A 24669-nucleotide genomic window follows, 5' to 3' on the forward strand; every position below is an offset into this window, starting at 1 on the left:
CGGCTGTGTCTTCATAGCCGGGGCAAATTTATGAAGGTAGCCTTGAGGTATGACGAGACTAACCACTGTTGCGATTATGGTAGGTCTCGCCATCACATTAGGGGGATGTGCAACCGAAGGTGCTGGCGAGCTGGAGCCAACGACACAAGCAAGCGAAACACCTGTTCCCACTCCAGATCCAAGTTTGCTTCCTTCTGAAGCTCCGTCAGATGCCGTTGAGGTCGACCCAGCAATTTTTGATGATGGCTTCGGTGATCTAATTTTCCGTGTTGGCGATGGCCCAACCTGGTGCACAATCAGCACCGCATCCCAGTTTGTGGTTTGCGAACAAAATGAAGTTGCGGCTCAATACGAACCCATCCCGGTGCCCGACACCTGTGACTACTCATACGGCTATCAGTTGCGCCTCTGGGCCAATAAACCAGCTGAGGGAGACACCGCCGAGTTTGCCTGTTCGGGTGGCTCATACGCTGATCCGAGCCAAGCTCAGACTCTGAACAGTGGCGAAAAAATTTCGGTGAGCCCATTTAGCTGCTACGTGGATGAAATTACTGCTCGCTGTGAAAACGAATCTGGAGCCTGGATTGCTCTAGGTCCGAAAGTCTGGGGACTTAACAACTAGTTAGTTGACCGCTTCAAGGCTTAGAAGTCGCACCTCTGGTCGGCAAAAGAAGCGAACCGGGGCAAAGATCGAGTGTCCCAAACCAGCGCAAACATTCAGCACCGAACTGCGACCGTTGAATTTCCAGGCGCTGAGTCCGCGGGCATTCTTTTTTGGCAGATCGCAGTTGGTAGTTAGAGCTCCAAAAATCGGCAGACAAACTTGCCCGCCATGGGTGTGTCCGGCAAAAATCAATTTGGCCGAATTTTCGGTGAAGCTCTCTAGAATCCGAAGGTAAGGCGCGTGGGTCACTCCGAAAATAATCGAGCAATCGGTGAGGTTGTTGGCTTGCCCGGCCACTGAGGTTAAGTCATCGCGATCATCGTGAGCATCGTCAACGCCGAGAAAGCCAACCTTGATGCCGTTCAGTTGAAGTTTTCCTTCGCGGTTATTTAGGTTGAGCCAACCGGCTTGCCGGAAAGCGGCCAGCAAACGCGCGGTATCAAGTGCTTTACCGTTACTGCGCTCGGACGGTTTGGCCAGATAACCGAGTGGGTTTCGCAAAACCGGGGCGAAGTAGTCGTTAGAACCGTTTACGAAAACGCCCGGCTTCATTAGCAACGGTCCAAGTGCCGTAATGGCAGTTCCAACAGATTTTTCGTGGCCGAGATTGTCGCCGGTGTTGACCACCAAATCTGGGTTTAGTTCGGCCAGCGATTTTATGAATTTTATTTTTCGTTTTTGCCAAGGCGCTAGGTGCAGATCGCTGATGTGCAGCACCGTCAAAGTAGGCGAGCCTGCCGGAAGAATTTTTAGACTAGCCCGTTTTACTGAAAACAGTTGACGCTCAATGAGAATGCCCCAGGTGGCCGCCAAAATGGCAATTCCACCCAGGATAATCAAAAATTCCACGAGTCTACCTAGGGGCCGGTGCTAATAATCAACAGGATGGCGCTCGCCGCATTTGCTGCACTGCCAGCCGGAGGATCGGTGCCAATTACACGGCCAGCCGGAATAGTTGGGTGTTTTTGGAAGTATTGCGTCTGCGAAGCCTGAGGTTCAGATACTGCAGCAAAACCGGCGGCCAATAAGGTTGCCTTGGCTTGGTCGACACTTAGACCAGAGACGTTTGGAACACCCGCTGAATCACCCTTTGAGATGTAAATCTTGACCTGGGTGCCGCGAGCCACAGTTGAACCAATCGATGGACGAGTGTAGGCAACCGAACCAGCCGGCATAGCTGAAGAAACCTCAACGGTCAAAATCTTGGCATTTAGGTCGGCCGTTTCGATTAGCTCTGCGGCCTGGTCTGGCGCAATTCCAGCTACCGACGGAACGACTGCGCCCGAAGCGGAAATCATGTTTTCTGGTGGTGGGCTAAATGCCGTGCCAGGGTAAAGTTCATTGACTTTGCGCATTGTGGTTCGCCAAATGTCGTGGCGTACAGTGTTTGCAGCCTTACCGTTGAGTCGGATACCGCCCAGCGACTTGTTACCGACCACGTTTCCAACCCACACCGCGGTACCAACGGCCGATGAAAAACCGGTCATCCAGGTGTGTACTCGAGAGTCGGTAGTTCCGGTCTTACCTGCAAGCGGAGTTCCGTCTCCGGTCGCTGAGGCGCCACCGGTACCGCCGCTGATTACGCGTTGCATGGCGTAGGTCATTCCGGCAGCAACTTCTGGGCTAACCGCTGGCGAGCAAAGGCTCTGAGGGGCCTTGAGCTCTTCGCCGGTGGTGCGCTTGGTAATGCGATCGATAGCGATTGGGGTGCAGTAGACGCCCTTGTTAGCGATGGCTGCCATGGCGCCGGCCATGCTCAACGGTGAAATTTCGTTGGTACCAATAATCGATGCTGGTACATACTGCAGTTCGTTGCCGTCGGCGCGCTTGATTCCAAAACGCATGGCGGTGTCTCGAATGTCGCACAGGTCAAGCTGCGATGCCATGTCGGCGTAAGCGGTGTTGACCGACTGCGCGGTTGCTTGTACTACAGACAAATCTTCAGCTGTCTTCGAGTCGTTACCCGGAGCCCAGGTGCCGACCAGTCCACCGCATCGAGCCGAAAACTCAGATGCGTTCCACTCTTTTTCGCGTGCGTCGACGTGGTCGCCGAGCTTAAACCCTGCGGTCAACCACTGGGCAAGAGTGAAGATCTTGTAGGTTGAACCGCTTTGGAAACCGGATGAACCACCGTATGCACGATCAGTGGCGTAGTTAACCGAGGTGTGTCCGGCAGGCGGATTCTCGGTCTGGTCAAAGATTCGGTTTTCGGCCATTGCCAAAATTCGTCCGGTTCCGGCTTCAACTGACACCAAAGCCGAACCAATTTGGCTTGGGTCTTCGGCCGGTGCCCAGGTCATAATCGCTTCGTGAGCGGTCTGCTGAACCTCAAGGTCAACAGTGCTGAAAATTTCAAGGCCACCGCGACGCAACAGCATTTCGCGATCTTCGGGGGTTGAGCCAAATTCCGGTGAATTTCTGATTGTCCAAACTACGTAATCGCAGAAGAATGCAGCGGTTTGGTTTGCTTCACAGCCAGATGGCGATTCGGTGATGTTGACTTCAATCGGGCTCGCCTTTGCCTCATTAGCTTCAGCGCGTGTGATGTAACCCTCGGCGGCCATGTTGTCGATCACATAATCGCGACGACCTTTGGCGCGGTCTAGGTTTTCGGGCTCATCCGGTTTGTAATCGTTTGGTGACTTCAACATTCCGGCTAGCAGAGCAGCTTGTGGAATGGATAGATCTTTGGCTTTGACGCCAAAGTAATAGTTTGACGCAGATTCGATGCCGTTTAGATTGTTGCCGAAGAAGGCAAGGTTTAGGTAACCGGCCAAAATTTCTTTTTTAGTAGCAACACCTTCAAGAGCAATAGCAAGTCTGATTTCGCGAATTTTGCGGTCGATGGTGACTGCGGTTGCTTCGGCAATTGCCTCTTCATCGCCCGACAGGTTTGCCGCCTCAACCAGCGAGTTTTTTACGTACTGCATGGTGATTGTGGATGCACCGGGACCGTTGCCCAAGGTTGCCGCGTTGGTGGCAGCGGCACGAACCAAAGCCAAAATGTCAACGCCACCGTGTTGGAAGAATCGCGGGTCTTCGGTTGCGACTACCGCATTGCGAATGTTCTCTGACATGTCGTTGTAGTCGACTGAAATTCTGTTCTCGTGATAGAACTTGGCGATTTCTACAGTCTCGCCGTTGGCGGTTCCGTACAGGGTTGAAGATTGTGAAGCATTTACCGGCTTGATGTAGTCGGGCAAATTTTCGAATATGGTTAGGCCCGCAGATGTGGCAATCGACCCAACCAAAGCCAAGGGGGCTAGTAGGGCGATAGACAAGACCCCGGCAAGTGCACTTAGAAATACAAATTTAAGAGAGGCGGTGCCGTTGGTTTCATTTTTATTCTGTGAACCAGACATAGACTCTAGGTTACCTGACCACACTTGAGAGGATGCTGAAAATGCAAAAGTGGGAGTACTTCACCACACCTTTACTACTACACCGTGAGAGCGCAATCCTGAATAACTGGGGTTCAGAAGGCTGGGAGCTGGTGCAGGTTGTAACCGGCCCAGAAGGCGGCATGGTTGCCTTTTTTAAGCGTCCGGTGGCCTAATGTCCAAAATTGAACAGCGCCTTATCGAACTTGGATTTCCGCTACCAGAGGTAGCCAAACCGGTTGCGGCCTATGTGCCATCCACCGTTACCGGCAATCTCTGCTTCACATCGGGGCAATTGCCTTTTGTCAGCGGTGTGCTGCCAGCAACCGGAAAAGTGGGCGTCGGCGACGGACTGGTTAGCCCAGAGCAGGCTAAAGATCTTGCCCGCCTCTGCGTTTTGAATGCCCTGGCTGCGCTAAAGCTTGCGATTGGCGATCTAGATCGTGTTACCAGGATCGTCAAAGTTGTTGGATTTGTTGCTTCGGTTCCCGAATTCACCGGTCAGCCAGCGGTCATTAACGGCGCATCCGAGTTTTTGGGTGAGGTTTTCGGCGAAGTCGGCGTTCACGCTCGTTCAGCTGTGGGTGTCACCGCGTTACCGCTGGACTCAGCTGTAGAGCTAGAACTGATCGCTGAATTCAAGTAATTTCTGCAAAAAAATGCCTGCCCAAATTATCGGGCAGGCATTTTTTTGTATGTTCTAGTCGTTAGCGCCACCGGCAATTTTGCCTGAGATGATGTCCATCACCGAGGTGTCGGTCAGTGTGGTCACGTCGCCAATTGGTCGGTCTTCAGCAACATCGCGAAGCAGGCGTCGCATGATTTTGCCCGAACGAGTCTTTGGCAGTTCGGCCACAACCATAATCTGGCGCGGCTTTGCGATTGGACCAATCTCTTTGGCTACGTGGTCACGCAAAATCTTGCTGACGTCTGCGTCACTTCCGGCTGCTTCGAGCTGGCTCTGACGCAAGATCACAAACGCAACAACTGCCTGACCGGTAGTTTCATCTTTGGCACCAACTACAGCTGCTTCCGCCACAAACGGGTGTGAAACTAGCGCAGATTCGATTTCAGCGGTTGAAAGTCGGTGACCAGAAACATTCATCACGTCGTCGACTCGACCAAGCAACCATATGTTGCCCTCTTCATCAAACTTGGCACCGTCGCCCGCAAAGTACTTGCCCTCAAAACGCGACCAGTAAGTTTCTTTGTAGCGATCTGGGTCGCCCCAAATGCCGCGCAGCATCGAAGGCCATGGTTCGGTGATGACCAAAAGTCCGGCATGCTCTAGGCCAAGTTCGGTGCCAGCCTCATCCAAGATTTTGATTTCGATGCCGGGCAGTGCGTGCTGAGCCGAACCGGGCTTTAGCGTGGTGATGCCCGGTAGCGGCGAAATCATGATTGCACCGGTTTCAGTTTGCCACCAGGTGTCGACAATCGGTGCCTTACCGGAACCGATCACATCGCGGTACCACATCCACGCTTCAGGGTTGATTGGCTCGCCAACCGAACCCAGTACCCGAATGCTGCTTAGGTCGTGCTGCTTCGGAATCGAAGACCCTAACTTCATGAAGCTGCGAATCGCGGTCGGAGCGGTGTAGAGAATCGAAACCTTGTATTTTTCTACGATGCTCCACCAGCGGCCCCAGTCTGGAGTTTCTGGGGTTCCCTCGTAAATAACCTGGGTAGCACCATTGGATAGCGGCCCGTAAACGACATAGCTGTGACCGGTAATCCAGCCGACATCGGCCGTGCACCAGTAGACATCTTTTTCTGGGTGCAGATCGAAGACATTCTTGTGGGTGTAGGTGGTTTGAGTTAGGTAACCGCCGGTGGTGTGCAAAATACCTTTTGGCTTACCGGTTGTTCCTGAGGTGTAAAGAATGAACAGCGGGTGTTCGGCGTTGAAACCTTTAGCCTCGTGCTCTGGGCTTGCTGCGGCTAGTGCTTCGGTCCAGTCAAGGTCACGGCCTTCTACCCAATTCACATCCTGGTTGGTTCGGCGATAGACCAAAACATTTTGCACACTTGGGCATTTACCGCCCGATAGCGCCTCGTCGACAGCGGGCTTTAGCGCAAGTGCGCGACCTTTGCGGTAGCCACCATCGGTGGTGATAACCAATTTGGCCTGGGCATCATCGATGCGGGTGGTTAGTGAGTCGGCGCTAAAGCCACCGAAAACAACGGAGTGCACTGCACCAATACGAGCCACGGCCTGCATAGCCACAACTGCTTCTGGAATCATCGGCATGTAAATTGCAACGCGGTCGCCCTCTCGAACGCCCAGATCAAGCAGCACATTTGCCGCCCGTTTGACCTGATCGGTGAGTTCGGCGTAGGTAATTGCTCGGCTGTCGCCGGGTTCGCCCTCAAAATGGATGGCTACGCGATCGCCATTGCCGGCAAGCACGTGCCGGTCAAGGCAGTTGTAAGAGATGTTCAGTTCGCCATCGTGGAACCATTTGGCAAATGGTGCGTTTGACCAATCAAGCACCTGGGTGAAGGGCTTGTGCCAGTGCAGCTTCTTGGCCTGCTCGGCCCAGAAGCCCAAACGGTCGGCTTTCGCCTGCTCGTAAAGTTCTGGCTTGGCAATTGCTTGAGCCACGAACTCTGCTTCCGGTGCAAAGTGTCGGGTCTCTTGAAGTAGGTTTTCGATCTCGTGATCGGCTGACATCATCGTCCTCCAAATGGCTTGAACCTTTGGTAATACTGCCACAAATTCGATACCGAGGATGTGCGAAACAGCTTTCAAAATCACAACTTTGGTAGTGCACATCCGGTTTTTCAAAAAAAGGTGGCCGGAACGGAACTTTTTGGGCGAAGAAAAAAATGTTTGAAAGTACCGGTTCGGGGGATGATTTTCGGAAAATTCTGAATTATGCTTTTGGTGTTGCCTAGAGCAACCTGCGAATAAAGCAATTTATTTGCCTGGCCCCGCTAACTTCCCCCAGTTAGCGGGGCCCCCTAATTTAACAGGTTCGGGTTTTTGGCTTCGCTAATCATCTCTCATCCAGCATCCGGGCAAAGACTTATTCACAGATTTGTGCGGTCGGCCTCAGCGCTGTCTCCCTTGGCCCCAAAATCAAGAAATGCTTTATGTGCTTGAATCCAAATTGGGTGATTTACTTCGCCAGCCCGGGGTAACCGATCTGTTGGTCAACTCACATCGTGAAATTTATCTGGGTCGGTCAACGCGCCCACTCGAAAAAGTTGACAGCCCGTTTGAGTCAGAGTCTGAACTTGCCCAGCTGGCACAATCCTGGGCAGCCGGTTCAGGCAAAAATCTCGATCAGGCCCACCCCTTTGCAGACATAATTGCCGAAAAGTTTCGCATCCACGCGGTGCTTGGCTCGGCCTGCAGCAGCAGCACCAGGCTTTCAATTCGCGTTCACGCCGAACGGCAATTTGCCCTAGACGAGTTAGTTTCTTTGGGCTCTCTCACCGCCGAACAGGCAACTTTTCTCCGTGCCATTGTCAAACGCCGAGAATCATTTCTGATTAGCGGGGCAACTGGTTCAGGCAAAACCACGCTGTTGCGGGCAATGCTGATGGAGGCGACATCAGATCGAATTTTGGCGTTAGAAGACAACTCTGAATTACAAATTCAAAGTGGGCATTTTGTTTCACTAACCACAAGAACTGCCAATGTTGAAGATAAGGGCGCCATTGGTCTTGACCGGTTGCTCCACGAAGCCCTACGAATGAGGCCCGACCGGCTAGTCATCGGCGAGGTTCGTTCGGGCGAGCTGCTAACTTTGCTCTCTGCTCTCAATACCGGCCACCAAGGCGCGGGTGCAACCATCCACGCAAATTCGCTTAGTGCATTGCCGGCCCGGCTAGAGGCCATCGCGGCGCTGGCGAAGTTACCCATTGACCAGCTAGGTCGGTTAGTGTCCAGTGCATTTGCTTGGTGCATTCAGCTGGAAAATCACCAAATAGTTGAAATTGGCAAATTTGGCGACACCGAATTGGCGGTTCAAAGTGTCTGGCCCTGACAGCAGCCTAAAGCTAACTCGGTTGGCCAGTTTGATCGAAGCCGGCATTCCCATTCATGCACTTGAAAACGAGTTTGATGAAATTCGCGAAACCCTTATGCCGGGCGATCGGGTTCGTCTCGATCTGGTCTTGAGGGTCGCCAAAGAAAAGGGCTCACCGATAGTTTTTGCACTTCGACAAATCGCTGAAGAGCTTGAATTCAAAGCACAATTTGAGGCCCAACTAGAACTAGCGTTTACCGCACCCAAAGCCTCGACCAAAATAATTAATCGCTTGCCAATTGCACTGATTGGCCTTGTCCAATTCACCGGTTTAGCAAACTATTTTGCAGCCCTGGCAAATCCGGTCATGTTAATAGTCATACTTACCGGTTGCGGTTTGCTAGTCACCGCCAGCCGGCTGAGTAATCGGCTAATCGCCAAGGCTCAAAAAATCGACCTCGACGATTCAGATTTACTCACTATTGCGCGTCTCGAGCTTGCCGCCGGCGTGCATCACGAACAGGTCAGAGTTGGTGCCCCAGTTCGGTTCAAGTCAGAGCACAACCGCGAGCCAAATGATGCTGTGCGACAACTTTTAGACCAAAGCCTAGACACCGCACAAACCTGGGGTGCGGCGGTCGATTTGGTAATTCGAGCTAACCAGGCTGCCTATCGAAGTGCGCGTCAAAACCTGCTATTGCGCAACGCTGAACAGTTATCGGTCAAGTTGTTGATGCCGCTTGGGTTAATTGCCCTACCTGGTTTCCTGATCATCACAGTTCTGCCCATCGCGGTAGCAATGTTGACCAACTAAAAAAGGAGAAAAGATGAAGATACTGAAAGATGAAACCGGAGCCGCGACAGCCGAGTACGCCATCGCGACGATTGCTGCAATTGGGTTTGCTGGGTTACTGGTGCTTATTTTGCGCAGTGATGAAATGAAGTCGATTCTCTTCGACCTAATTCGAGGTGCACTTGATTCATTTATCCCAGACTCTGCGGCTGCAATTGAAGAGTGACGAACGAGGTTCGGTTACCGCAGAAGTAGCGTTGCTAACACCGGCAGTTTTAGGCCTAATTGCACTGATGCTTGGGCTGCTGGCCTTCCAAGCTCAGCGGGTAGAACTAATCGCCAATTCAACAGCAGCTGCTCGCGCACTCGCTCGAGGTGAAGATCGGCAATCGGTCGAAAACTGGCTTGCTGAAGCGTCTAAATTTGCCAAGCCAGATTTCACTCTCGACGCTGAGCAATCCTGCGTTGAACTTCAAATAGCCAGCAACCTGCTCGGGGGTGAACTTTGGGCAATAACCGAAAGGTCTTGTGCCAGAAATCTTGGTTGGTGAACGAGCAGGGTAGCGGCACTATTTTGTCAATCGGCCTAATCCTGATGCTCAGCTTGGGTTTCCTCATTTCGCTGACCAAAGCTGAACTTCTAAGTTCGCAGGTTCGCATCCAGCAACTTGTTGATCAAATCGCACTAGACGCTTCACACGCTCAACGTGGCATCATCTCGGGCTTTCCCTGCGAGTTAGCGAATCAAGTCGCAAAGGCAAATCTTGCCAAGATTGAGTTGTGTGAGGTAACCGAAAATACGGTTCGGCTTGAATTGCATGCAGAGCATGTGGGTATAGTTCTAAGGGCTAGGGCTCTCGCGGGTTTCTAGACATCTATATAAGGAGTACCGATTGGCTAACGGGCAAAAGCTGGTAATCGTAGAGTCACCGGCTAAGGCAAAGACGATTGCCAAGTATCTGGGTGATGAATTCACAGTGCTAGCGTCGATTGGTCACATCCGCGATTTGGTCGACCCCAAAGATTTGCCCGCCGACAAGAAAAAAGGCTCTCTGGCAAAATTCTCCATCGACATCGAAAACGATTTTGAGCCCTTCTATGCGATTTCACCCGGAAAAAGTAAAACGGTAACCGACCTAAAAAAAGCTTTGTCGGCTGCGGATGAGCTATACCTCGCAACCGATGAAGACCGCGAGGGAGAAGCAATCGCCTGGCATCTACTGCAGGTTCTAAAACCAAAAGTTCCAGTCAAGCGCATGGTCTTCCACGAAATCACCAAAGAAGCAATCCAAGAGGCGTTGCAGCACACTCGATCGGTTGACGACAATCTGGTCCAGGCTCAAGAAACTCGTCGCGTTGTCGATCGTCTGTACGGTTACGAGATTTCACCGGTACTGTGGCGCAAAATAAATCGCGGTCTAAGTGCAGGTCGTGTGCAGTCACCGGCAACTCGTCTAGTGGTCGAGCGTGAACGCGAGCGTATGGCTTTTGTTTCATCCGCCTACCATGATGTGGAAGCCACCTTCGATTCTGCGGTTGCTGGCGAACCACAATTTGTTGCCAAATTGCAGACTGTTGGCTCAAAAAGAATTGCCACCGGGCAAAGCTTTGACGATCGCGGTCAACTCACGGCCGATGTACTTCAGTTGAGTGCCGCCGATGCCCAGGCGCTCGCCGAAGCGGTTACCGATTCGGCCGCGAAAATCGAGGTTGTCTCGGTCGAATCAAAACCAAGCACCAGAAGGCCTGCTGCGCCATTCACCACATCCACTTTGCAGCAGGAGGCTTCTCGAAAGCTTCGCATGTCGGCGAAGCAAACCATGGATACTGCTCAGCAGTTATACCAAGAGGGTCACATCACCTATATGCGAACCGACTCGCCAACGCTGTCCTCGCAGGCAGTAAATGCGGCAAGAAAACAGGCTGCTGAGATGTTTGGGGCAGAGTTAGTTGCAGCTGCGCCGAGGGTTTACACCGGAAAATCGAAGAATGCCCAAGAGGCACACGAGGCTATTCGTCCAGCAGGTGAGGTTTTCAAGAAACCTTCTGAACTTGCCTCAATTTTAAGCGGCCGCTCGCTTGACCTTTACGACCTCATCTGGAAGCGCACAATTGCCTCTCAAATGGAAGACGCCAAGGTTTCTACAACAACGGCCAAAATCAAGGTTTCTCCGGTGCCGATGGCTGAATCGGCAGAATTCACTGCGTCGGGAACCGTTGTTACTTTCCGCGGTTTCATGGCGGCTTATGAAGAAAGCCAAGATGAGACTCGCGATGATGAAAAAGAAAATGAGTCGAAACTACCAAATCTTCAGGTTGGCCAGAAACTAACCGCAGTCAACGTCGAGGCGAAAGATCACCAGACCTCGCCTCCGCCGCGTTACACCGAGGCATCCTTGGTTAAGGCACTAGAAGAAGACGGTATCGGCCGACCTTCAACCTATGCGGCGATTTTGTCGACCATCATCAACAAAGGGTACGTGTCAAAACGCGGCCAGGCACTGGTGCCCGAGTGGATTGCCTTCACCGTAACTAGGTTCCTTGAAGAAAACTTCGGTAACTTGGTCGATTACGCATTCACCGCGCAGATGGAAGAAGACCTAGACCTAATTGCTGCTGGCAAGTTAGACCGCAGCGAATGGCTAAAAGGTTTTTACTTCGGTGAATCTGAAGCTACCGGTCTCAGAAATACAGTTGAAAATCTTGGCGACAGTGATCCGCGAGCTATCAACTCAATTCGCATCACCGATGCCATCACCTTACGCACGGGTAAATACGGTCCATATCTTGAGGTCATGGTTGAGCCAGGCAGCGAGGGCGCCGACGAGAATGGGCGTCGAATCGTAAACATTCCAGACGGCTTGGCGCCTGATGAGTTGAATGAGCAAAAAGCAATCGAACTTATCAATGCTCCAATAATCACCGACCGCGTTCTCGGGGTTGACCCCAACACCGGTTTCGACATCCTGTTTAAAGACGGTCGCTATGGGCCTTACGTAACCCTGGATGATCCGAAAGCCGCTAAGCCAAAAACGGCATCACTTTTCAAAACGATGAGTCCTGAAACCCTCACGCTAGAAGACGCGGTCAAGCTTTTGTCTCTTCCGAGGGTCATCGGCCAAGATCCAGAAACCGGCCTAGACATCACAGCGCAGAATGGAAAGTTCGGGCCTTACCTCAGTAAAGGCAAAGACTCTCGTTCATTAGCCACCGAGGATGAAATTTTCACTCTTGATTTGCCTCAGGCGCTAGAAATTTTTGCTCAACCAAAATATGGTGGCCGACGCACTGCCGCAACGCCTCTGAAAGAATTCGGTGAAGACCCTGCTTCGGGACTAAACGTGGTTGCCAAAACTGGGCAATTCGGTCTCTACGTAACCGACGGAGCTGTAAACGCTACCGTGCCCAAAGATATGAACCTTGAAGAAATGACGGGCGAAGAAGCCTTCGAATTGCTTGCGATTCGTCGCGAGAAACTGGGTCTTGAGCCTGGTCAAGCCCCGGCCAAATCGGGCAAAGCAGCCAAGAAACCAACCACCACGCGAACTGTGAAGCGCGGGGCAACTCGAAAGAGCAAGTAATTGGCCGGTTTATTTATTTCGTTCGAAGGAATCGACGGCGTTGGGAAATCTACCCAAGCCGATCGGCTTGGTGAGTGGCTGACTTCCAAAGGTAAAGAAGTGCTTCGCACTTTGGAACCTGGGGGAACCGATCTAGGACAAGAGATCCGCAACATTTTGCTGCACCGCAAGGGTGACGTAGCTCCTCGTGCCGAGGCTCTGCTCTACGCTGCCGATAGGGCCCATCACGTTGCAACCAAGATTCGCCCCGCGCTCAACGCGGGCAAGACCGTGATCACCGATCGTTACCTTGATTCTTCGGTTGCGTACCAGGGCGCCGGCCGGGCGCTAGATGCAAATCTGGTGCGGGATCTTTCACTTTTTGCGGTTGAGAATCTGCTGCCAAACCTTACCGTGCTGCTTGATCTCGACGCAGCAGCGGCGCTTGAGCGACGATCAAAAACGGGCACCGAGCCAGATCGACTTGAGCGCGAAAAGCTTGAATTTTTTGAAGCGGTGCGCGACCAATATTTGAAATTGGCAGCCGCTGAACCTAATCGATGGTTGGTGGTCGATGCCCGACTCGATGTTGATGAAATAGCTCAAATTATTCGCGACCGCGTTTCGACCCTTTTGGTCTAGTCATGTCCGACGCAAAGATTTGGTCAGAGTTGCCCGGTCAACCAGAGGCGGTAGCTCAACTGGCACTGGCTGTTCGGCACCGCGATGAGGGCTTGCATCACGCCTGGCTGATCACAGGGCCGCCGGGATCAGGCCGTTCAAACCTGGCTCACATTTTTGCTGCTGCTTTACTTTGCCCTGATGGTGGTTGTTCAGTCTGCAAGAGTTGCACTATGGCCAAGGCCGGCTCGCACCCTGACATAACCTCGCTGGTCACCGAAAAGGTTCAAATAACCATCGACGAAGTTCGAAAAATGGTGGCCGATTCACAATTCGGTGGCTCGCTCGGAAAATTTAGAGTGATGATCATCGAAGATGCCGACCGAATGCAGGAACGTTCTTCGAATGTTTTGCTGAAGGCTCTCGAAGAGCCGCCAGCGGGAACAGTATGGCTGCTCTGCGCACCGTCTGAAGCTGATATGTTGCCCACCATTCGGTCGCGAGTGCGTCGCGTCGGCCTTAAAGTTCCGGCTGTAGAAACCGTTGCGGCCCTGCTCGAGGGCGAGGGAATTGAGCCTAAATTAGCCAGGCAGGCAGCCGAAGAATCGCAGAGCCATATCGGTATGGCGCGCCGCTTGGCAAACAGTTCCGACGCCAGATCTCGGCGTCGCGAGACCCTGATGATTGCCGCCTCGATCAATTCAATTTCGGCGGCGATGATTGCTGCCGAGCGCTGGCTTGATGTAGCTAAAAAAGATGCCGATGCGCTGACTCAAGAACGCGACGCCGAAGAGAAACAGGCGATGATGCGTTCGCTTGGTTTGGGGCCCGAAGACACCATCCCGAATAATTTGAGAACCGATTTCAAAAATCTTGAAGAAGCGCAGAAACGCCGGGCTACGCGTTCGCTGCGCGATGGTTTAGACCGAATTCTGGTTGATCTGCTATCGCTGTATCGAGATGTGCTCAGTGTGCAGCTCGCGGCAGCAACACCGCTAATTAATCGCGATCTTGAAAAAACCATCGCCGAGATCGCCAACACCACCACGCCAGCGCAGACAATTAGCGTCATTGATTCAATCGCTAAAACCCGACACCTCATTGAAGCCAACGTTCGCGATCTTTTAGCCCTCGAGGGCCTGGCTGTTGCGATGCGCAGAAAGAGCTAGTCGTGGCTTCCAGATTTCTAAAAACGATTTCAACTGCAATCTCGATTTCAATCGGGTTGACAGCCTGTGTCGTACCTTCGGTGAACGGCGCAACCGAATTACCTCAACCTCTACCGACACCTGCAGTAGCTACAGAGCTAGCAAGTTTTTACAGCCAGACCATCGATTGGCAGTTGTGTCCTGACCCAGACGCACTTCAAGACCTACAGGTCTATTGTGGAAGTTTCGAAACACCGGCAGATTGGGATTCACCTGAAGACGGCTCGCTTAGGTTAGCGGCAGCTCTGGTGCCGGCCAAGGCAAGTAACCCTATCGGCTCCATTATTTTCAACCCCGGCGGCCCCGGTTCAGCCGCCGTTGATTGGCTGGTCGGTTCGCCGGATTATGTGGGCACCGAAGAATTGCGCACCAACTTTAACATCGCAACTATTGACCCGCGCGGGGTTGGTCAGAGCGAACCGAAAATTGATTGCCTGACCGATCAAGAAACCGATGATTACCTATATGGGCAGTCAAATTTTGCGATTGGTACCCCTGAGGAGCGTGCCGATTCCAGGAAAAGCCTGGGTTTCTTTGCTCAGAGTTGTCTTGAGCACACCGGCCCGAATCTCGAATTTGTCGACACTGTTTCTGCGGCCAAAGACCTCGATCTTTTTCGCTCACTGATCGGTGACGAGAAAATCAATTATTTGGGCTTTAGTTACGGCACGATGCTTGGTGTTACCTATGCAGACCTTTATCCCCAGCGAGTTGGTCGCATGGTGCTGGATGGTGCCATAAATCCTAAGCGAACAGATTCGCAACAGCAGCTTGGCCAAGTAACGGGTTTCGATCAGGCGCTAAGAAGTTATCTTGCTGATTGTTTGGCGGGGCAGGACTGCCCCTTCTCCGGCACGGTTGATCAGGCCATGTCTCGAATCGCTAAATTCTTACGCGGATTAGAAACTAAACCGCTGCCTACCGATGATGGTCGCCAACTTACGGTTTGGTCCGCGGTCACCGGCTTAATCATGCCGCTCTATGGAAAGGACTGGTGGCCATCGCTCAGCGAGGCATTCTTTGCCGCCTTTGAGGGTAATGGCTCGGTTCTTATCGGCTTGGCAGATTTATATAATGACCGAGAGTCTGGCAAAACGCCGAAATACTCGAGCAATATTCTTGAAGCAAATATTGCAATTAGTTGCCTCGATGCACGTTCTCCAGCCGATGACGAAGCCATGGCCAAACAGAATGAGGCGGTTTTGGCAGCCAGCAAAGTCTTTGGTCGCTACTGGCTAGACGGCGCACTAACCTGCGAACAGTGGCCATTTCCGCTTCGGGCACATCAGGGTGACTACCGCGCCGACGGGGCTGAAACTATTTTGGTGGTAGGCACAACCCGCGATCCGGCAACTCCTTATCAGCAGGCAGTAGAACTTGCAAAGCTAATTTCGAATGCCCGACTGCTTACTTTCGAGGGTGATGGGCACACAGCATATGGTCGTACCAGCGACTGTGTCGATAGTCACGTGGATGACTTTTTCATCCGAGATATGGTGCCAACCGAAGATTTGACCTGTCAAAATTGAGCTTTTGTAACAGAGGCGTAACAGAATAATTTTTTGGGAATTTTTTTGGTTTTTTGACCCGCCAACTCCACTAGATTGACGAATGGTGTGCCACCATGCACTCTTCCTCGCGGCAATTACGTCTCGAGTAAATGTATGAACATTGGAGTTCAATGCAAGCTACAGATAAAGAAGGGGTATGGGTTGAGACACAATCCAGTCCCGAATTCAAAGAACTGCGACACAGGTATCGCAGTTTCGCTTTTCCGGTAACCATTGCCTTCTTGGTTTGGTACTTCGGTTACATTTTGCTAACCGCTTTCGCACGCGATTGGGTGAGCATCGAAGTTCTGCCCAACATCAACATCGCCATCATCCTTGGCTTGTTGCAATTTATTTCTACCTTCGTTATCGCCTGGTTGTACGAGCGTCATTCAAGCAAGCACCTTGATCACGCCTCAGATACTCTGCGCGACAAAATCAATGAAAAGATCGGTCACCAGGGCTAATGAATTCAACAACTCTCTCGACGATTCTCTTTATCGTCTTCGTAATTTTCACGCTCGTGCTGGTTATTCGTGCGGGCCGATCCAACAAGAAGAACACACAAGATTTCTATGACGGTGGAGCTTCTTTCTCCGGTTTCCAAAACGGTCTAGCCATTGCCGGTGACTATATGTCTGCCGCTTCATTCTTGGGTATTGCCGGCATGATTGCTCTCGCCGGGTATGACGGATTCCTGTACTCAATCGGCTTTCTAGTTGCTTGGCTGGTCGCGCTATTGCTAGTTGCTGAACCGCTTCGTAACTCTGGTCGTTTCACCATGGGTGATGTCGTCGCCTTCCGAATGAGACAGCGTCCGGTTCGTACCGCATCCTCGGCATCTACCGTGGTTGTCTCGATTTTCTACCTGCTCGCTCAGATGGTTGGTGCCGGAAGCCTTGTTTCGCTGCTACTCGGCATAGACCCAACCGACAGCGGTGCCAAAAACTTAATCATCGGCGTGGTCGGTATCTTGATGATCGTCTACGTGACCGTTGGCGGTATGAAGGGAACCACCTACGTTCAAATTGTGAAGGCTTTCTTACTGATGATTGGTGCCACGGTGCTGACCATCATGGTCTTGTGGCATTTCGGGTTCGACATCGGTGCCCTTCTCGGCGCTGCTAAAGAACAGAGCGGAAACGCCAACTTCCTCAACCCGGGCGGTAAGTACGGTGTTGAAGTTGAAGGTGACCCTTTCAAGACTCTGATGAACAAACTTGACCTGATTTCGCTGGGTCTAGCTCTGGTTCTGGGTACTGCTGGTTTGCCGCACATCCTGATTCGTTTCTACACTGTTCCAACTGCAAAGGCTGCTCGCAAGTCGGTTAACTGGGCGATCGGCAACATTGGGGCTTTCTACCTGATGACCATCGCGCTTGGCTTTGGTGCTGCGGCCCTGGTTGGTTCAACCGCAATCAAGGAAGCTGACAAGGGTGGAAACCTAGCGGCACCGCTGCTTGCCAAAGAACTTGGTTTGGGTATCGCTGGTGAGACCGGTGGCGCAACAATGTTGGCCATCATTGGTGCGATTGCCTTCGCAACAATTCTTGCCGTGGTAGCCGGTTTGACCTTGGCTTCGTCATCATCATTCGCTCACGATTTCTACGCCAACGTCATCAAGAAAGGCAATGTTGACCCGAAGAGTGAGGTTCGTGTTGCACGAATCGCAGCAATTCTCATCGGTGTGGTCGCCATTGTTTTGGCAATCGGAGCGCAGGGCCTAAACGTAGCCTTCCTGGTAGCAATTGCTTTTGCGATTGCCGCATCGGCAAACTTGCCAGCGGTCCTGTATTCGCTGTTCTGGAAGAACTTCAACACCCGAGGCGCTGTTTGGGCTATCTACGGTGGCTTGGGAATGGCGCTGGTCCTATTGGTTTTCTCGGGCAACGTTTCCGGAACCGAAACCAGCTTCATCAAGTGCCTGCCAGACACCGAGTGTGTCAAGTTCAACTGGTTCCCGTTGAACAACCCTGGAATTGTCTCGATTCCATTCGGTTTCTTCATGGGATGGTTGGGTGCAATCACCTCGAACGAACGCAACTCGGCCAAGTATGCCGAACTTGAAGTTCGCTCATTGACCGGCGCTGCCATTGGTAAGGCAGTCAGCCACTAGCAGTTCAAAAATAAAATGGACCCCGAATTTCGGGGTCCATTTTATTTATCCGGCTGTTTAGTTTTAGGCCACCCATCGAGTGTCAGTCAATCGCTGGGGCGGTGGGGTGAACCTTTTGGTCAGAACCTGTAGTGCTTGCTATAAACCCAGCAAGGAGATAACTAGGGCAACAAAGATGGCCACAAAAATCGAGGTGGTCAGATACTTCACAGTGTGCAACATAGGAGCCCAGGTGATAATCGACTTTGCCGCCGCCGATTTGCCCTTTAGCTCGCGCAAATCTTTGGCCAAGGCTTGAGCCTCATCTGCTGCCGTGAATTGAACGAGAGCACCCAAAATACCCGAGGCCAACAAAATTCCGATAGTTGCCCAAATCACAGGCTGCCCGGCGGCTTTGATCTCGTCGACCAATCCCACCGTGGTAATCAACAAGAACGTCGGAGCCAACTGTGAAAAAACTATTTGGTTTCGAGCTTTTTGTGAAAGTTGGATTAGTTCTTTCTGATTCATGGTTACTCCTAGCGGTTATCGGTAATTAAAGGTTAGGTGCTCTTGGCAAAGAACAATTCGCTACAAGAAAATCTATCCCGAAGATTTCGTCGACTTCTCTCGCAAGACCCAAATGGGGTTCCACCATGGTTGCCGATTGTGGCTGAGGGAGACAAACCCGGATTATTTCTACCCAGTGATGCGCCCTGGATTGTGCACGCCGATTTTGGAACTTTAGTTGGTGGCATCCGAGCCTTACTGATGCAGGCTTTGCATCCTGGTTCTTTGACCGGTGTGAAAAACCACTCGCGTTATCAGCAAGACCCGTTAGGTCGTTTAGCGGGCACAATTCGTTGGCTCACTGTCACGACCTTTGGTTCGGTCGACGCGGTTGCTGGCGAAGCAGCACGCGTAAACCGCATGCACCAGCGAGTGACCGGTGAATACCAAACCGGCGCCGGTGAGCTAAAGAGCTATCGGGCAGCCGATGAAGATTTGCTGCTCTGGGTGCACATTGCATTTATGGAGTCTTTTCTGGTCGCCCATCAGTTTTACTCGGCTCAGCCAATTCCCTCGGGAGATGCTGCCACCGGAGCGGATAACTACGTAGGTCAATGGTCGCGATCGGTCGAGCCTTTGGGGCTAACCAACGTGCCGATGACCGAGGCTGAGTTAGAAAAACTCATCGCCGAGATTTATCAGTCTGGTCAGTTGAGTAAAACGCCAGATACCGAATCGGTAATCAAATTTATTCAGTACCCGCCGCTACCTGCTACCGCTAAGCCCGTTTACCGGTTGCTTTTTGAAGCTGCGGTCGTGTCTCTGCGCCCCGAATTTCGCGAATTACTTGGCCTAAAGGCCAAATCGCGTTGGTTGATTATTCCAATAACCAGGGCAGTGTTGAAGATAATGCGTTGGGCCATCGGTCCTGAGTCACCAATCGAGGATGCTGCTCGCGCTCGTCTTATCCGCGCCAGAGTATGGTCCCCGAAATAAACCGTGGCGACTAAACTTCTAGTGTTGCCTATGCAGCATGCCACCTTAGCTCAGTCGGTAGAGCAGCTCCCTCGTAAAGAGCAGGTCGGGGGTTCAATTCCCCCAGGTGGCTCTGAAAATCCCACCCGACAGCGCTGGAAAGGTTTGAGATGAAAAAATCCCAAAAATCTTTTAGCAGTCTGAAACCGGCTTATTTCGCCATCCCGGCTATAGCCACTGCTGCCCTTCTGATCAGTTGGAACGCTCAGCTTCCGGCACTTATTTTGCTACTTTTGGGAAGTCTTCTAATCGCGACTGTTTTCGTAGCGGTTCACCACGCCGAAGTGGTTGCTCTAAAGGTTGGCGAGCCATTTGGCTCACTAATTTTGGCCGTTGCGGTCACGGTTATAGAGGTTGGCATGATTATCGTGCTGATTCTCGATAGTCCGGAAACCGCAAACAATTTGCCTCGAGACACGGTGTTTTCTGCGGTGATGATTACCACGAACGGCATTGTGGGTGCGGCTTTGCTTGTCAAGGTGCTGCGACGCAAGGTGGCAAATTTCAAAGCGGATGGGGTTTCTGGGGCAGTTGCAACGTTATCGGCACTGAGTGTCTTGAGCCTTGTTTTACCGAGTGTGACCACATCTTCGCCAGGCCCAACTTTCAACACGGCTCAGTTAGCCTTTGCGGCCGTGACTTCTTTGGTGCTTTATTTGGTCTTTGTGCTGTTTCAGACAATACGCCACCGAGATTATTTTTTGCCTCCGGTGACAAACCCCGAAAGGGTAAGCGAGAGTTCTCACATTGAGGCACCGTCAGCGAAGTTAGCCTGGTTTAGCTTTGCAGCCTTGTTCGTTTCTCTGGTGGCTGTTGTTGGTCTGGCAAAGGTAACCAGTCCGCTAATAAAGTCGGTGGTCGACGATCTAGGCTTTCCAGAAATGGTGGTCGCGGTAAGCATCGCCTTGGTGGTGCTGCTGCCCGAATCTGTGTCGGCAGTTAGAGCTGCCTACTCGGGCCGAACGCAAACCAGTCTCAACTTGGCTTACGGTTCGGCCTTGGCATCAATTGGCCTAACAATTCCGGTAATCGCAGTGATCTCAATTGTTTTTGACTATCAGGTCAATTTAGGGCTCAATCCGAGTGAGATAACCTTGCTTTTCCTAACCCTTGTAGTGTCGGCGCTGACGGTAATGCAGGGTAAAGCTACCCTGATGCAAGCGGCTGTGCATCTGAGTATTTTTGGCTCATTTTTACTCGTGGTTTTTACGCCATAGCGCCAATTAGGAGTAATGTCTTCTAGGGTTCGGATTTCGAATCGAAGCTAACCAAGAAGGTGTTTAGATGGCCAGCCGAAAAGGCTTGCATCCCACGCAGCTCGTTGCAATGGCGTTCACGGTAATCATTCTGTTCGGCGCATTGTTGCTCATGATACCTACCGCAACCAATTCGGGTGAATCAACGCCTTTTATCGACGCACTATTCACTGCCACTTCGGCTGTAACCGTTACCGGCCTCAGCACACTCAACGTTGAAACACACTGGTCCCAGTTTGGTCACTGGATCATCGCCATCCTGATTCAGATAGGTGGCTTTGGAATCGTGGGTTTTGCCACACTGGTTGGCTATTTACTTGATGGTCGCATCTCTTTGAAGAACAAGATGCTAACAACATCTGAGGCATCGATCGCTGTTGCTCCCGACATCAAATCCCTTCTCAAAAACATCGCCAAAGTGATGCTTTTCTTTCAGGGATTACTCTTCATTTTCTTATTTGTCAGATTGTTGACCCATTACAACTACAGCACTGCGGATGCGTTGGGGCATGGTCTCTTCCACGCGATGTCTGCCTTTAACAATGCAGGTTTTGCTCTCTACAGCGACAGTCTGATTGGGTTCGCCCGGGATGGCTGGATTATTGTGCCGATTTTCATGACCGTAATTATTGCCAGCGTGGGTTTCCCCGTAATTGTTGAAATTCGAGATCGAGCTAAGTGCTACCTGGCGAAGTTACTTAAAAAACCAAAGCCATTCGCGTTTCCTGCGCAATGGTCGCTAAACAGTCGAATCGTCCTTTGGGCGACATTGGTTTTGTTAGTCGGCGGGTCTATCGCAATCGGATTTTTGGAGTGGAACAATCCAAAGACTCTCGGCCCACTTGACCCGGTGAGCAAAATCCTAGATAGCATTTTCGCCGCTGTTATGCCTAGAACCGCTGGCTTCAACGCTATGGACATGTCGGTTGTAAACCCCAGCTCTTGGTTGATTATGGACATTTTGATGTTTATCGGCGGCGCAAGCGCATCGACCGCAGGTGGAATCAAAATTGGCACCGCGGTGGTGTTGTTTTATATCATCTACACCGAGATTCGCGGCGAGGCCGCAGTTAACATCGGAAACCGCAGGTTGCCCAGATCAATGCAGCGCCAAGCGCTGACAATTGTGAGTCTGGCAGCTGCGGTGGTAATTGGTGCAACGGTTCTACTGCGCCTAACCACCAATTTCACGCTGGATGAAATTCTGTTTGAGGTCACCTCAGCTGTGGGAACCACTGGCCTTTCAACCGGCATCACAGCACAAATGCCGGATCATGCAAAGTTCCTGTTGTCATTACTAATGCTTTTCGGGCGCCTTGGCCCCATCGTGGTTGCAACATCACTGGCGCTTCGAAAGACAAAACGACATTTTGAATATCCGAAAGAGCGACCTCTAATCGGCTAACGGTTAGATTGGAATCGAAAGAAGAAGGTGCATCAGGTGGCTAACGAAACCCCAAGACGCAAAAGAAGTTTTCACTCGGCAAATGTGGTCGTGATTGGCCTAGGTCGCTTTGGTTCGGCGCTAGCCGTCGAGTTGGTGAACGGCGGTCACCAAGTTCTCGGCATCGATTCCGACGAGCGTCTAGTTCAGGCTATGTCGAGTCAGTTGACCCATGTGGTTACGGCTGACACTACCGATGAAGAGACCCTTCGTGAACTTGGTGTTCAAGACATGGATAGTGCGGTTGTCGCTATCGGTGCCGACCTGGAATCAAGTATTTTGACCACATCACTGTTGCTGCAACTCGGAGTCAAACAAGTTTGGGCTAAATCAAACTCAACCTCACACGGGCGAATCCTTGAGCAACTTGGCGCCCACCACGTAATTTTTCCAGAGAAAGAAATGGGGCGCCGCGTGGCCCATATGGTTTCTGGTGAATCACTTGATTATGTGCACATTGATGAAGACTTTGTCATGGTTAAGTGCGAAAGCCCAGTTCAATTCGATGGAAAGAATTTGGCTGAACTGAAAATTCGCAGCACCTACGGGGTAACCGTAGTTGCGGTAAGTCACGGTGACGGAAACTATGTACCGGCTTTTCCAGAAACAGTCCTAAGTACTGGCGACCACTTGGTTATCGCCGGCAGAAAAAAGCCCCTAGACGAGTTTGTGCAGCTAGATTAGTTGCCCTTCTAGCCGGCTCGCGAATAATTCGACACTCAATCAGCGAATTCTGCGTGCGCTGGGCACCAGTGCCCAGAGAATTGCTGCCGCGTCAATTCCTTCTTGAAGAAGTGCGCTTCCGGTTGCATTGATCAGTCCAAACGAAGCCCCAACCATAGCCAAAATAGACAACCCCATGCCGACACTCGCGGCTTGAAGAGCTCGGTTACGAGCACCCTGTGCGGTATCGACGGCAATCGCAAGTTGCCTAATCGAATCTTCGACAATCACCACGTCGGCAGCTTCGCTCGCGGCAGTGGCTCCACGCGCACCCATCGCAACACCTACGTGTGCTGCTGCCAAAGCTGGCGCATCGTTGATGCCATCGCCAACCACAACCACGGTGCCTTGGTCAAGTTGCATTTGTTCTTTGACAATCGCGAGTTTTTGTTCTGGCCGGCATTCGGAGTAAACAGCATCCGCGCCAATTGCCTCACCGACCTCATTGGCCGTTTCAGATCGGTCACCGGTTACCATCAACACCTTGTCGACACCGATTTCGCGCATTTCGGACACGGTTTGCACAGCGTCTTCGCGCAGCGGATCATCAAGCCCGATGACTGCTGCCAACTCATCGTTCAGCCAGACACCAACTAGAAGACTGTGTGAGATGTTGCTCCAAGCCGGCTTCTCGGTTAGTTGGCCGACACGCACTCGAGTGCCACCCACCGTGCCGATTAGTCCATGTCCGTGATCTTCAATAACATCGTTAGCCGATTCAAGCATCAGGTCCCGGTCGCGAGCCTGCGCGACAATAGCCTTGGCCACGATGTGCGGACTTGATTGTTCTAGGGCAGCAGCAAACGCCAACACGCGGTCGGTGCTGATTCCATCGGCGGTGACAATTTCGCTAACCTCAGGCCCGCCTTGGGTAAGAGTGCCGGTTTTATCTAGCAGCAAAGTTTTGACTCGAGCAAGTTGCTCCAGCGCCGCACCGCCCTTGATGATTGCTCCGTGGCTGGCAGCCCGCGACATCCCCGAAATGATTGCGACTGGGATAGCCAAAATAAGTGGGCACGGTGTGGCGGCAACGATAACTGCCACCGCTCGATCTAGCTCGCCGGTAACCAACCAGGTTCCGCCGGCCAGCGCCAACGCAAATGGCACAAACCGGATGGCCCACTTGTTCGCGATTCGAACTCCGGGGGCCGAATCGGCTTGAGCAGCCTTAACCAGTTCAATCAGCGCCGAGTATGTGCTGGTTTCTTCGGTTTGTGTGGTTTCAATTTCGAGTGTTTGTCCGGCATTAACAATGCCCGAGTTGACTACCGATCCGGCCTCGTAGCTTTTCGGAATTGGCTCGCCGGTGAGGGCCGATTCATCGAAAGTGCCTGCGCTAAGAAGAGTGCCATCCAGGGGCACCACCTCGCCTGAGCGCACTAGCAATTTTGAACCAACTGAAATTTGCCCCAGGGGCAGATCGGTGATCCGATTTTTGTCATCGATTAGGTGACCCACTCGAGGTGCCCGTTCAAGCAGCGCTTGCAATTGCATGCGAGCCCTGCCCGCTGCCCAGTTTTCTAGTGCTCGACCGGTCGCCAACATCACTGCAATCACCACTGCAGCCAGCCACTCGTCAGTTAACGCCGTGGCAGAAATGGAAATCAGAGCCAAGATGTCGCTGCCGAAGGCTTTGGCTTTAATGGCATCGACTATCAAATAGATAGCCAACAACAGACCTACCAGCGCGCCAAATGCCCAAAAACCTTTTTGCAGCGGGGCGTTTTGGAAAAAAGCTAAACCGAGAAGAAGTGCCCCCAAAGTGAGCCCGAGCATCAGGTAATTGTTTTCCACCAACTTGCGCATAACTAAAGTCTGCCATCAGATCTCAGCCGACAAACATAGACTGCTAA

At 52.0% G+C, this 24669-nt stretch carries 23 protein-coding genes and 1 tRNA gene; 19 read left to right on the forward strand and 5 right to left on the reverse strand.

The window, feature by feature from the left end; all coding sequences use genetic code 11:
* Nucleotides 1-49: 49 nt before the first annotated feature.
* The gene (locus A4Z71_RS01290; protein ID WP_070954183.1) at nt 50-622 is read left to right on the forward strand and encodes a hypothetical protein; all 573 of its coding nucleotides are present in this window, start codon (nt 50-52) and stop codon (nt 620-622) included.
* Here A4Z71_RS01290 and A4Z71_RS01295 read toward each other — a convergent pair whose 3' ends face one another.
* Both A4Z71_RS01295 and A4Z71_RS01300 read right to left on the reverse strand, forming a co-directional pair.
* Complete coding sequence (locus A4Z71_RS01295; RefSeq protein ID WP_070954184.1) at nt 623-1513, reverse strand: metallophosphoesterase; 891 nt, start codon at nt 1511-1513, stop codon at nt 623-625.
* Nucleotides 1514-1521: 8 nt separating this feature from the next.
* The gene (locus A4Z71_RS01300; protein ID WP_070954185.1) at nt 1522-4026 is read right to left on the reverse strand and encodes a transglycosylase domain-containing protein; all 2505 of its coding nucleotides are present in this window, start codon (nt 4024-4026) and stop codon (nt 1522-1524) included.
* 32 nt (nt 4027-4058) lie between these two features.
* Here A4Z71_RS01300 and A4Z71_RS07005 point away from each other — a divergent pair, with 32 nt between their 5' ends.
* A complete protein-coding gene (locus A4Z71_RS07005) occupies nt 4059-4220 on the forward strand; it encodes a DUF4177 domain-containing protein (protein WP_236858546.1) in 162 nt (53 codons plus the stop codon).
* Nucleotides 4220-4690 (forward strand): RidA family protein, encoded by a 471-nt coding sequence (locus A4Z71_RS01305; protein ID WP_070954186.1) that lies wholly within the window; start codon nt 4220-4222, stop codon nt 4688-4690. Before A4Z71_RS07005 ends, A4Z71_RS01305 begins: the two co-directional genes overlap by 1 nt.
* A gap of 54 nt (nt 4691-4744) precedes the next feature.
* Here the strand turns inward: A4Z71_RS01305 and acs are convergent, their stop codons facing one another.
* Nucleotides 4745-6718 (reverse strand): acetate--CoA ligase, encoded by a 1974-nt coding sequence (acs, locus tag A4Z71_RS01310; RefSeq protein WP_070955188.1) that lies wholly within the window; start codon nt 6716-6718, stop codon nt 4745-4747.
* A 415-nt stretch (nt 6719-7133) separates the two neighbouring features.
* On the opposite strand from acs, the gene A4Z71_RS01315 reads away from it, so the two are divergent.
* The 11 genes from A4Z71_RS01315 (at nt 7134) to A4Z71_RS01365 (ending at nt 17869) form a co-directional block, all read left to right on the forward strand.
* A complete protein-coding gene (locus A4Z71_RS01315) occupies nt 7134-8039 on the forward strand; it encodes a CpaF family protein (RefSeq protein WP_070954187.1) in 906 nt (301 codons plus the stop codon).
* Nucleotides 8026-8835: a hypothetical protein gene (locus A4Z71_RS01320; protein WP_070954188.1), complete on the forward strand. Its 810-nt coding sequence runs from the start codon at nt 8026-8028 to the stop codon at nt 8833-8835. Before A4Z71_RS01315 ends, A4Z71_RS01320 begins: the two co-directional genes overlap by 14 nt.
* A gap of 13 nt (nt 8836-8848) precedes the next feature.
* A complete protein-coding gene (locus tag A4Z71_RS01325) occupies nt 8849-9040 on the forward strand; it encodes a DUF4244 domain-containing protein (protein WP_070954189.1) in 192 nt (63 codons plus the stop codon).
* Nucleotides 9030-9365 carry a TadE/TadG family type IV pilus assembly protein gene (locus A4Z71_RS01330; RefSeq protein ID WP_070954190.1) on the forward strand — a complete coding sequence of 112 codons (336 nt, stop codon included), beginning with the start codon at nt 9030-9032 and terminating at the stop codon, nt 9363-9365. The genes A4Z71_RS01325 and A4Z71_RS01330 overlap by 11 nt, the downstream gene beginning before the upstream one ends.
* Nucleotides 9362-9685, forward strand: coding sequence for an Rv3654c family TadE-like protein (locus A4Z71_RS01335; RefSeq protein WP_145943873.1), 324 nt, complete (start codon nt 9362-9364; stop codon nt 9683-9685). Before A4Z71_RS01330 ends, A4Z71_RS01335 begins: the two co-directional genes overlap by 4 nt.
* Before the next feature lie 22 nt (nt 9686-9707).
* The gene (gene topA / locus A4Z71_RS01340; protein WP_070954192.1) at nt 9708-12395 is read left to right on the forward strand and encodes a type I DNA topoisomerase; all 2688 of its coding nucleotides are present in this window, start codon (nt 9708-9710) and stop codon (nt 12393-12395) included.
* Nucleotides 12396-13016 (forward strand): dTMP kinase, encoded by a 621-nt coding sequence (gene tmk / locus A4Z71_RS01345; protein ID WP_070954193.1) that lies wholly within the window; start codon nt 12396-12398, stop codon nt 13014-13016.
* Between the two features lie 2 nt (nt 13017-13018).
* Nucleotides 13019-14164: a DNA polymerase III subunit delta' gene (locus A4Z71_RS01350; protein ID WP_070954194.1), complete on the forward strand. Its 1146-nt coding sequence runs from the start codon at nt 13019-13021 to the stop codon at nt 14162-14164.
* Nucleotides 14165-14166: 2 nt separating this feature from the next.
* Nucleotides 14167-15732, forward strand: coding sequence for an alpha/beta hydrolase (locus A4Z71_RS01355; protein WP_070954195.1), 1566 nt, complete (start codon nt 14167-14169; stop codon nt 15730-15732).
* Nucleotides 15733-15884: 152 nt separating this feature from the next.
* Nucleotides 15885-16220 (forward strand): DUF485 domain-containing protein, encoded by a 336-nt coding sequence (locus A4Z71_RS01360; RefSeq protein ID WP_070954196.1) that lies wholly within the window; start codon nt 15885-15887, stop codon nt 16218-16220.
* Nucleotides 16220-17869 (forward strand): solute symporter family protein, encoded by a 1650-nt coding sequence (locus A4Z71_RS01365; RefSeq protein ID WP_070954197.1) that lies wholly within the window; start codon nt 16220-16222, stop codon nt 17867-17869. Before A4Z71_RS01360 ends, A4Z71_RS01365 begins: the two co-directional genes overlap by 1 nt.
* 138 nt (nt 17870-18007) lie before the next feature.
* Here the strand turns inward: A4Z71_RS01365 and A4Z71_RS01370 are convergent, their stop codons facing one another.
* Complete coding sequence (locus tag A4Z71_RS01370; protein ID WP_070954198.1) at nt 18008-18379, reverse strand: hypothetical protein; 372 nt, start codon at nt 18377-18379, stop codon at nt 18008-18010.
* A 42-nt stretch (nt 18380-18421) separates the two neighbouring features.
* On the opposite strand from A4Z71_RS01370, the gene A4Z71_RS01375 reads away from it, so the two are divergent.
* The 5 genes from A4Z71_RS01375 to A4Z71_RS01395 all read left to right on the forward strand — a co-directional run bounded on the left by A4Z71_RS01375 (nt 18422) and on the right by A4Z71_RS01395 (nt 22777).
* On the forward strand, nt 18422-19354 hold the full coding sequence (locus A4Z71_RS01375; protein ID WP_158512767.1) for an oxygenase MpaB family protein: 933 nt from the start codon (nt 18422-18424) through the stop codon (nt 19352-19354).
* Between the two features lie 39 nt (nt 19355-19393).
* Nucleotides 19394-19466: transfer RNA gene (locus A4Z71_RS01380), tRNA-Thr, on the forward strand.
* Between the two features lie 37 nt (nt 19467-19503).
* Nucleotides 19504-20610, forward strand: coding sequence for a calcium:cation antiporter (locus tag A4Z71_RS01385; RefSeq protein ID WP_070954200.1), 1107 nt, complete (start codon nt 19504-19506; stop codon nt 20608-20610).
* A gap of 67 nt (nt 20611-20677) precedes the next feature.
* Entirely contained in the window at nt 20678-22054 is a 1377-nt protein-coding gene (locus A4Z71_RS01390) for a TrkH family potassium uptake protein (RefSeq protein WP_070954201.1), read from the forward strand.
* A gap of 36 nt (nt 22055-22090) precedes the next feature.
* Nucleotides 22091-22777 carry a potassium channel family protein gene (locus tag A4Z71_RS01395; protein ID WP_070954202.1) on the forward strand — a complete coding sequence of 229 codons (687 nt, stop codon included), beginning with the start codon at nt 22091-22093 and terminating at the stop codon, nt 22775-22777.
* A 39-nt stretch (nt 22778-22816) separates the two neighbouring features.
* Here the strand turns inward: A4Z71_RS01395 and A4Z71_RS01400 are convergent, their stop codons facing one another.
* On the reverse strand, nt 22817-24622 hold the full coding sequence (locus tag A4Z71_RS01400) for a heavy metal translocating P-type ATPase (RefSeq protein WP_070954203.1): 1806 nt from the start codon (nt 24620-24622) through the stop codon (nt 22817-22819).
* Nucleotides 24623-24669: the final 47 nt, after the last annotated feature.

The sequence above is a fragment of the Candidatus Rhodoluna planktonica genome (assembly GCF_001854225.1).
GTDB lineage: Bacteria > Actinomycetota > Actinomycetes > Actinomycetales > Microbacteriaceae > Rhodoluna > Rhodoluna planktonica.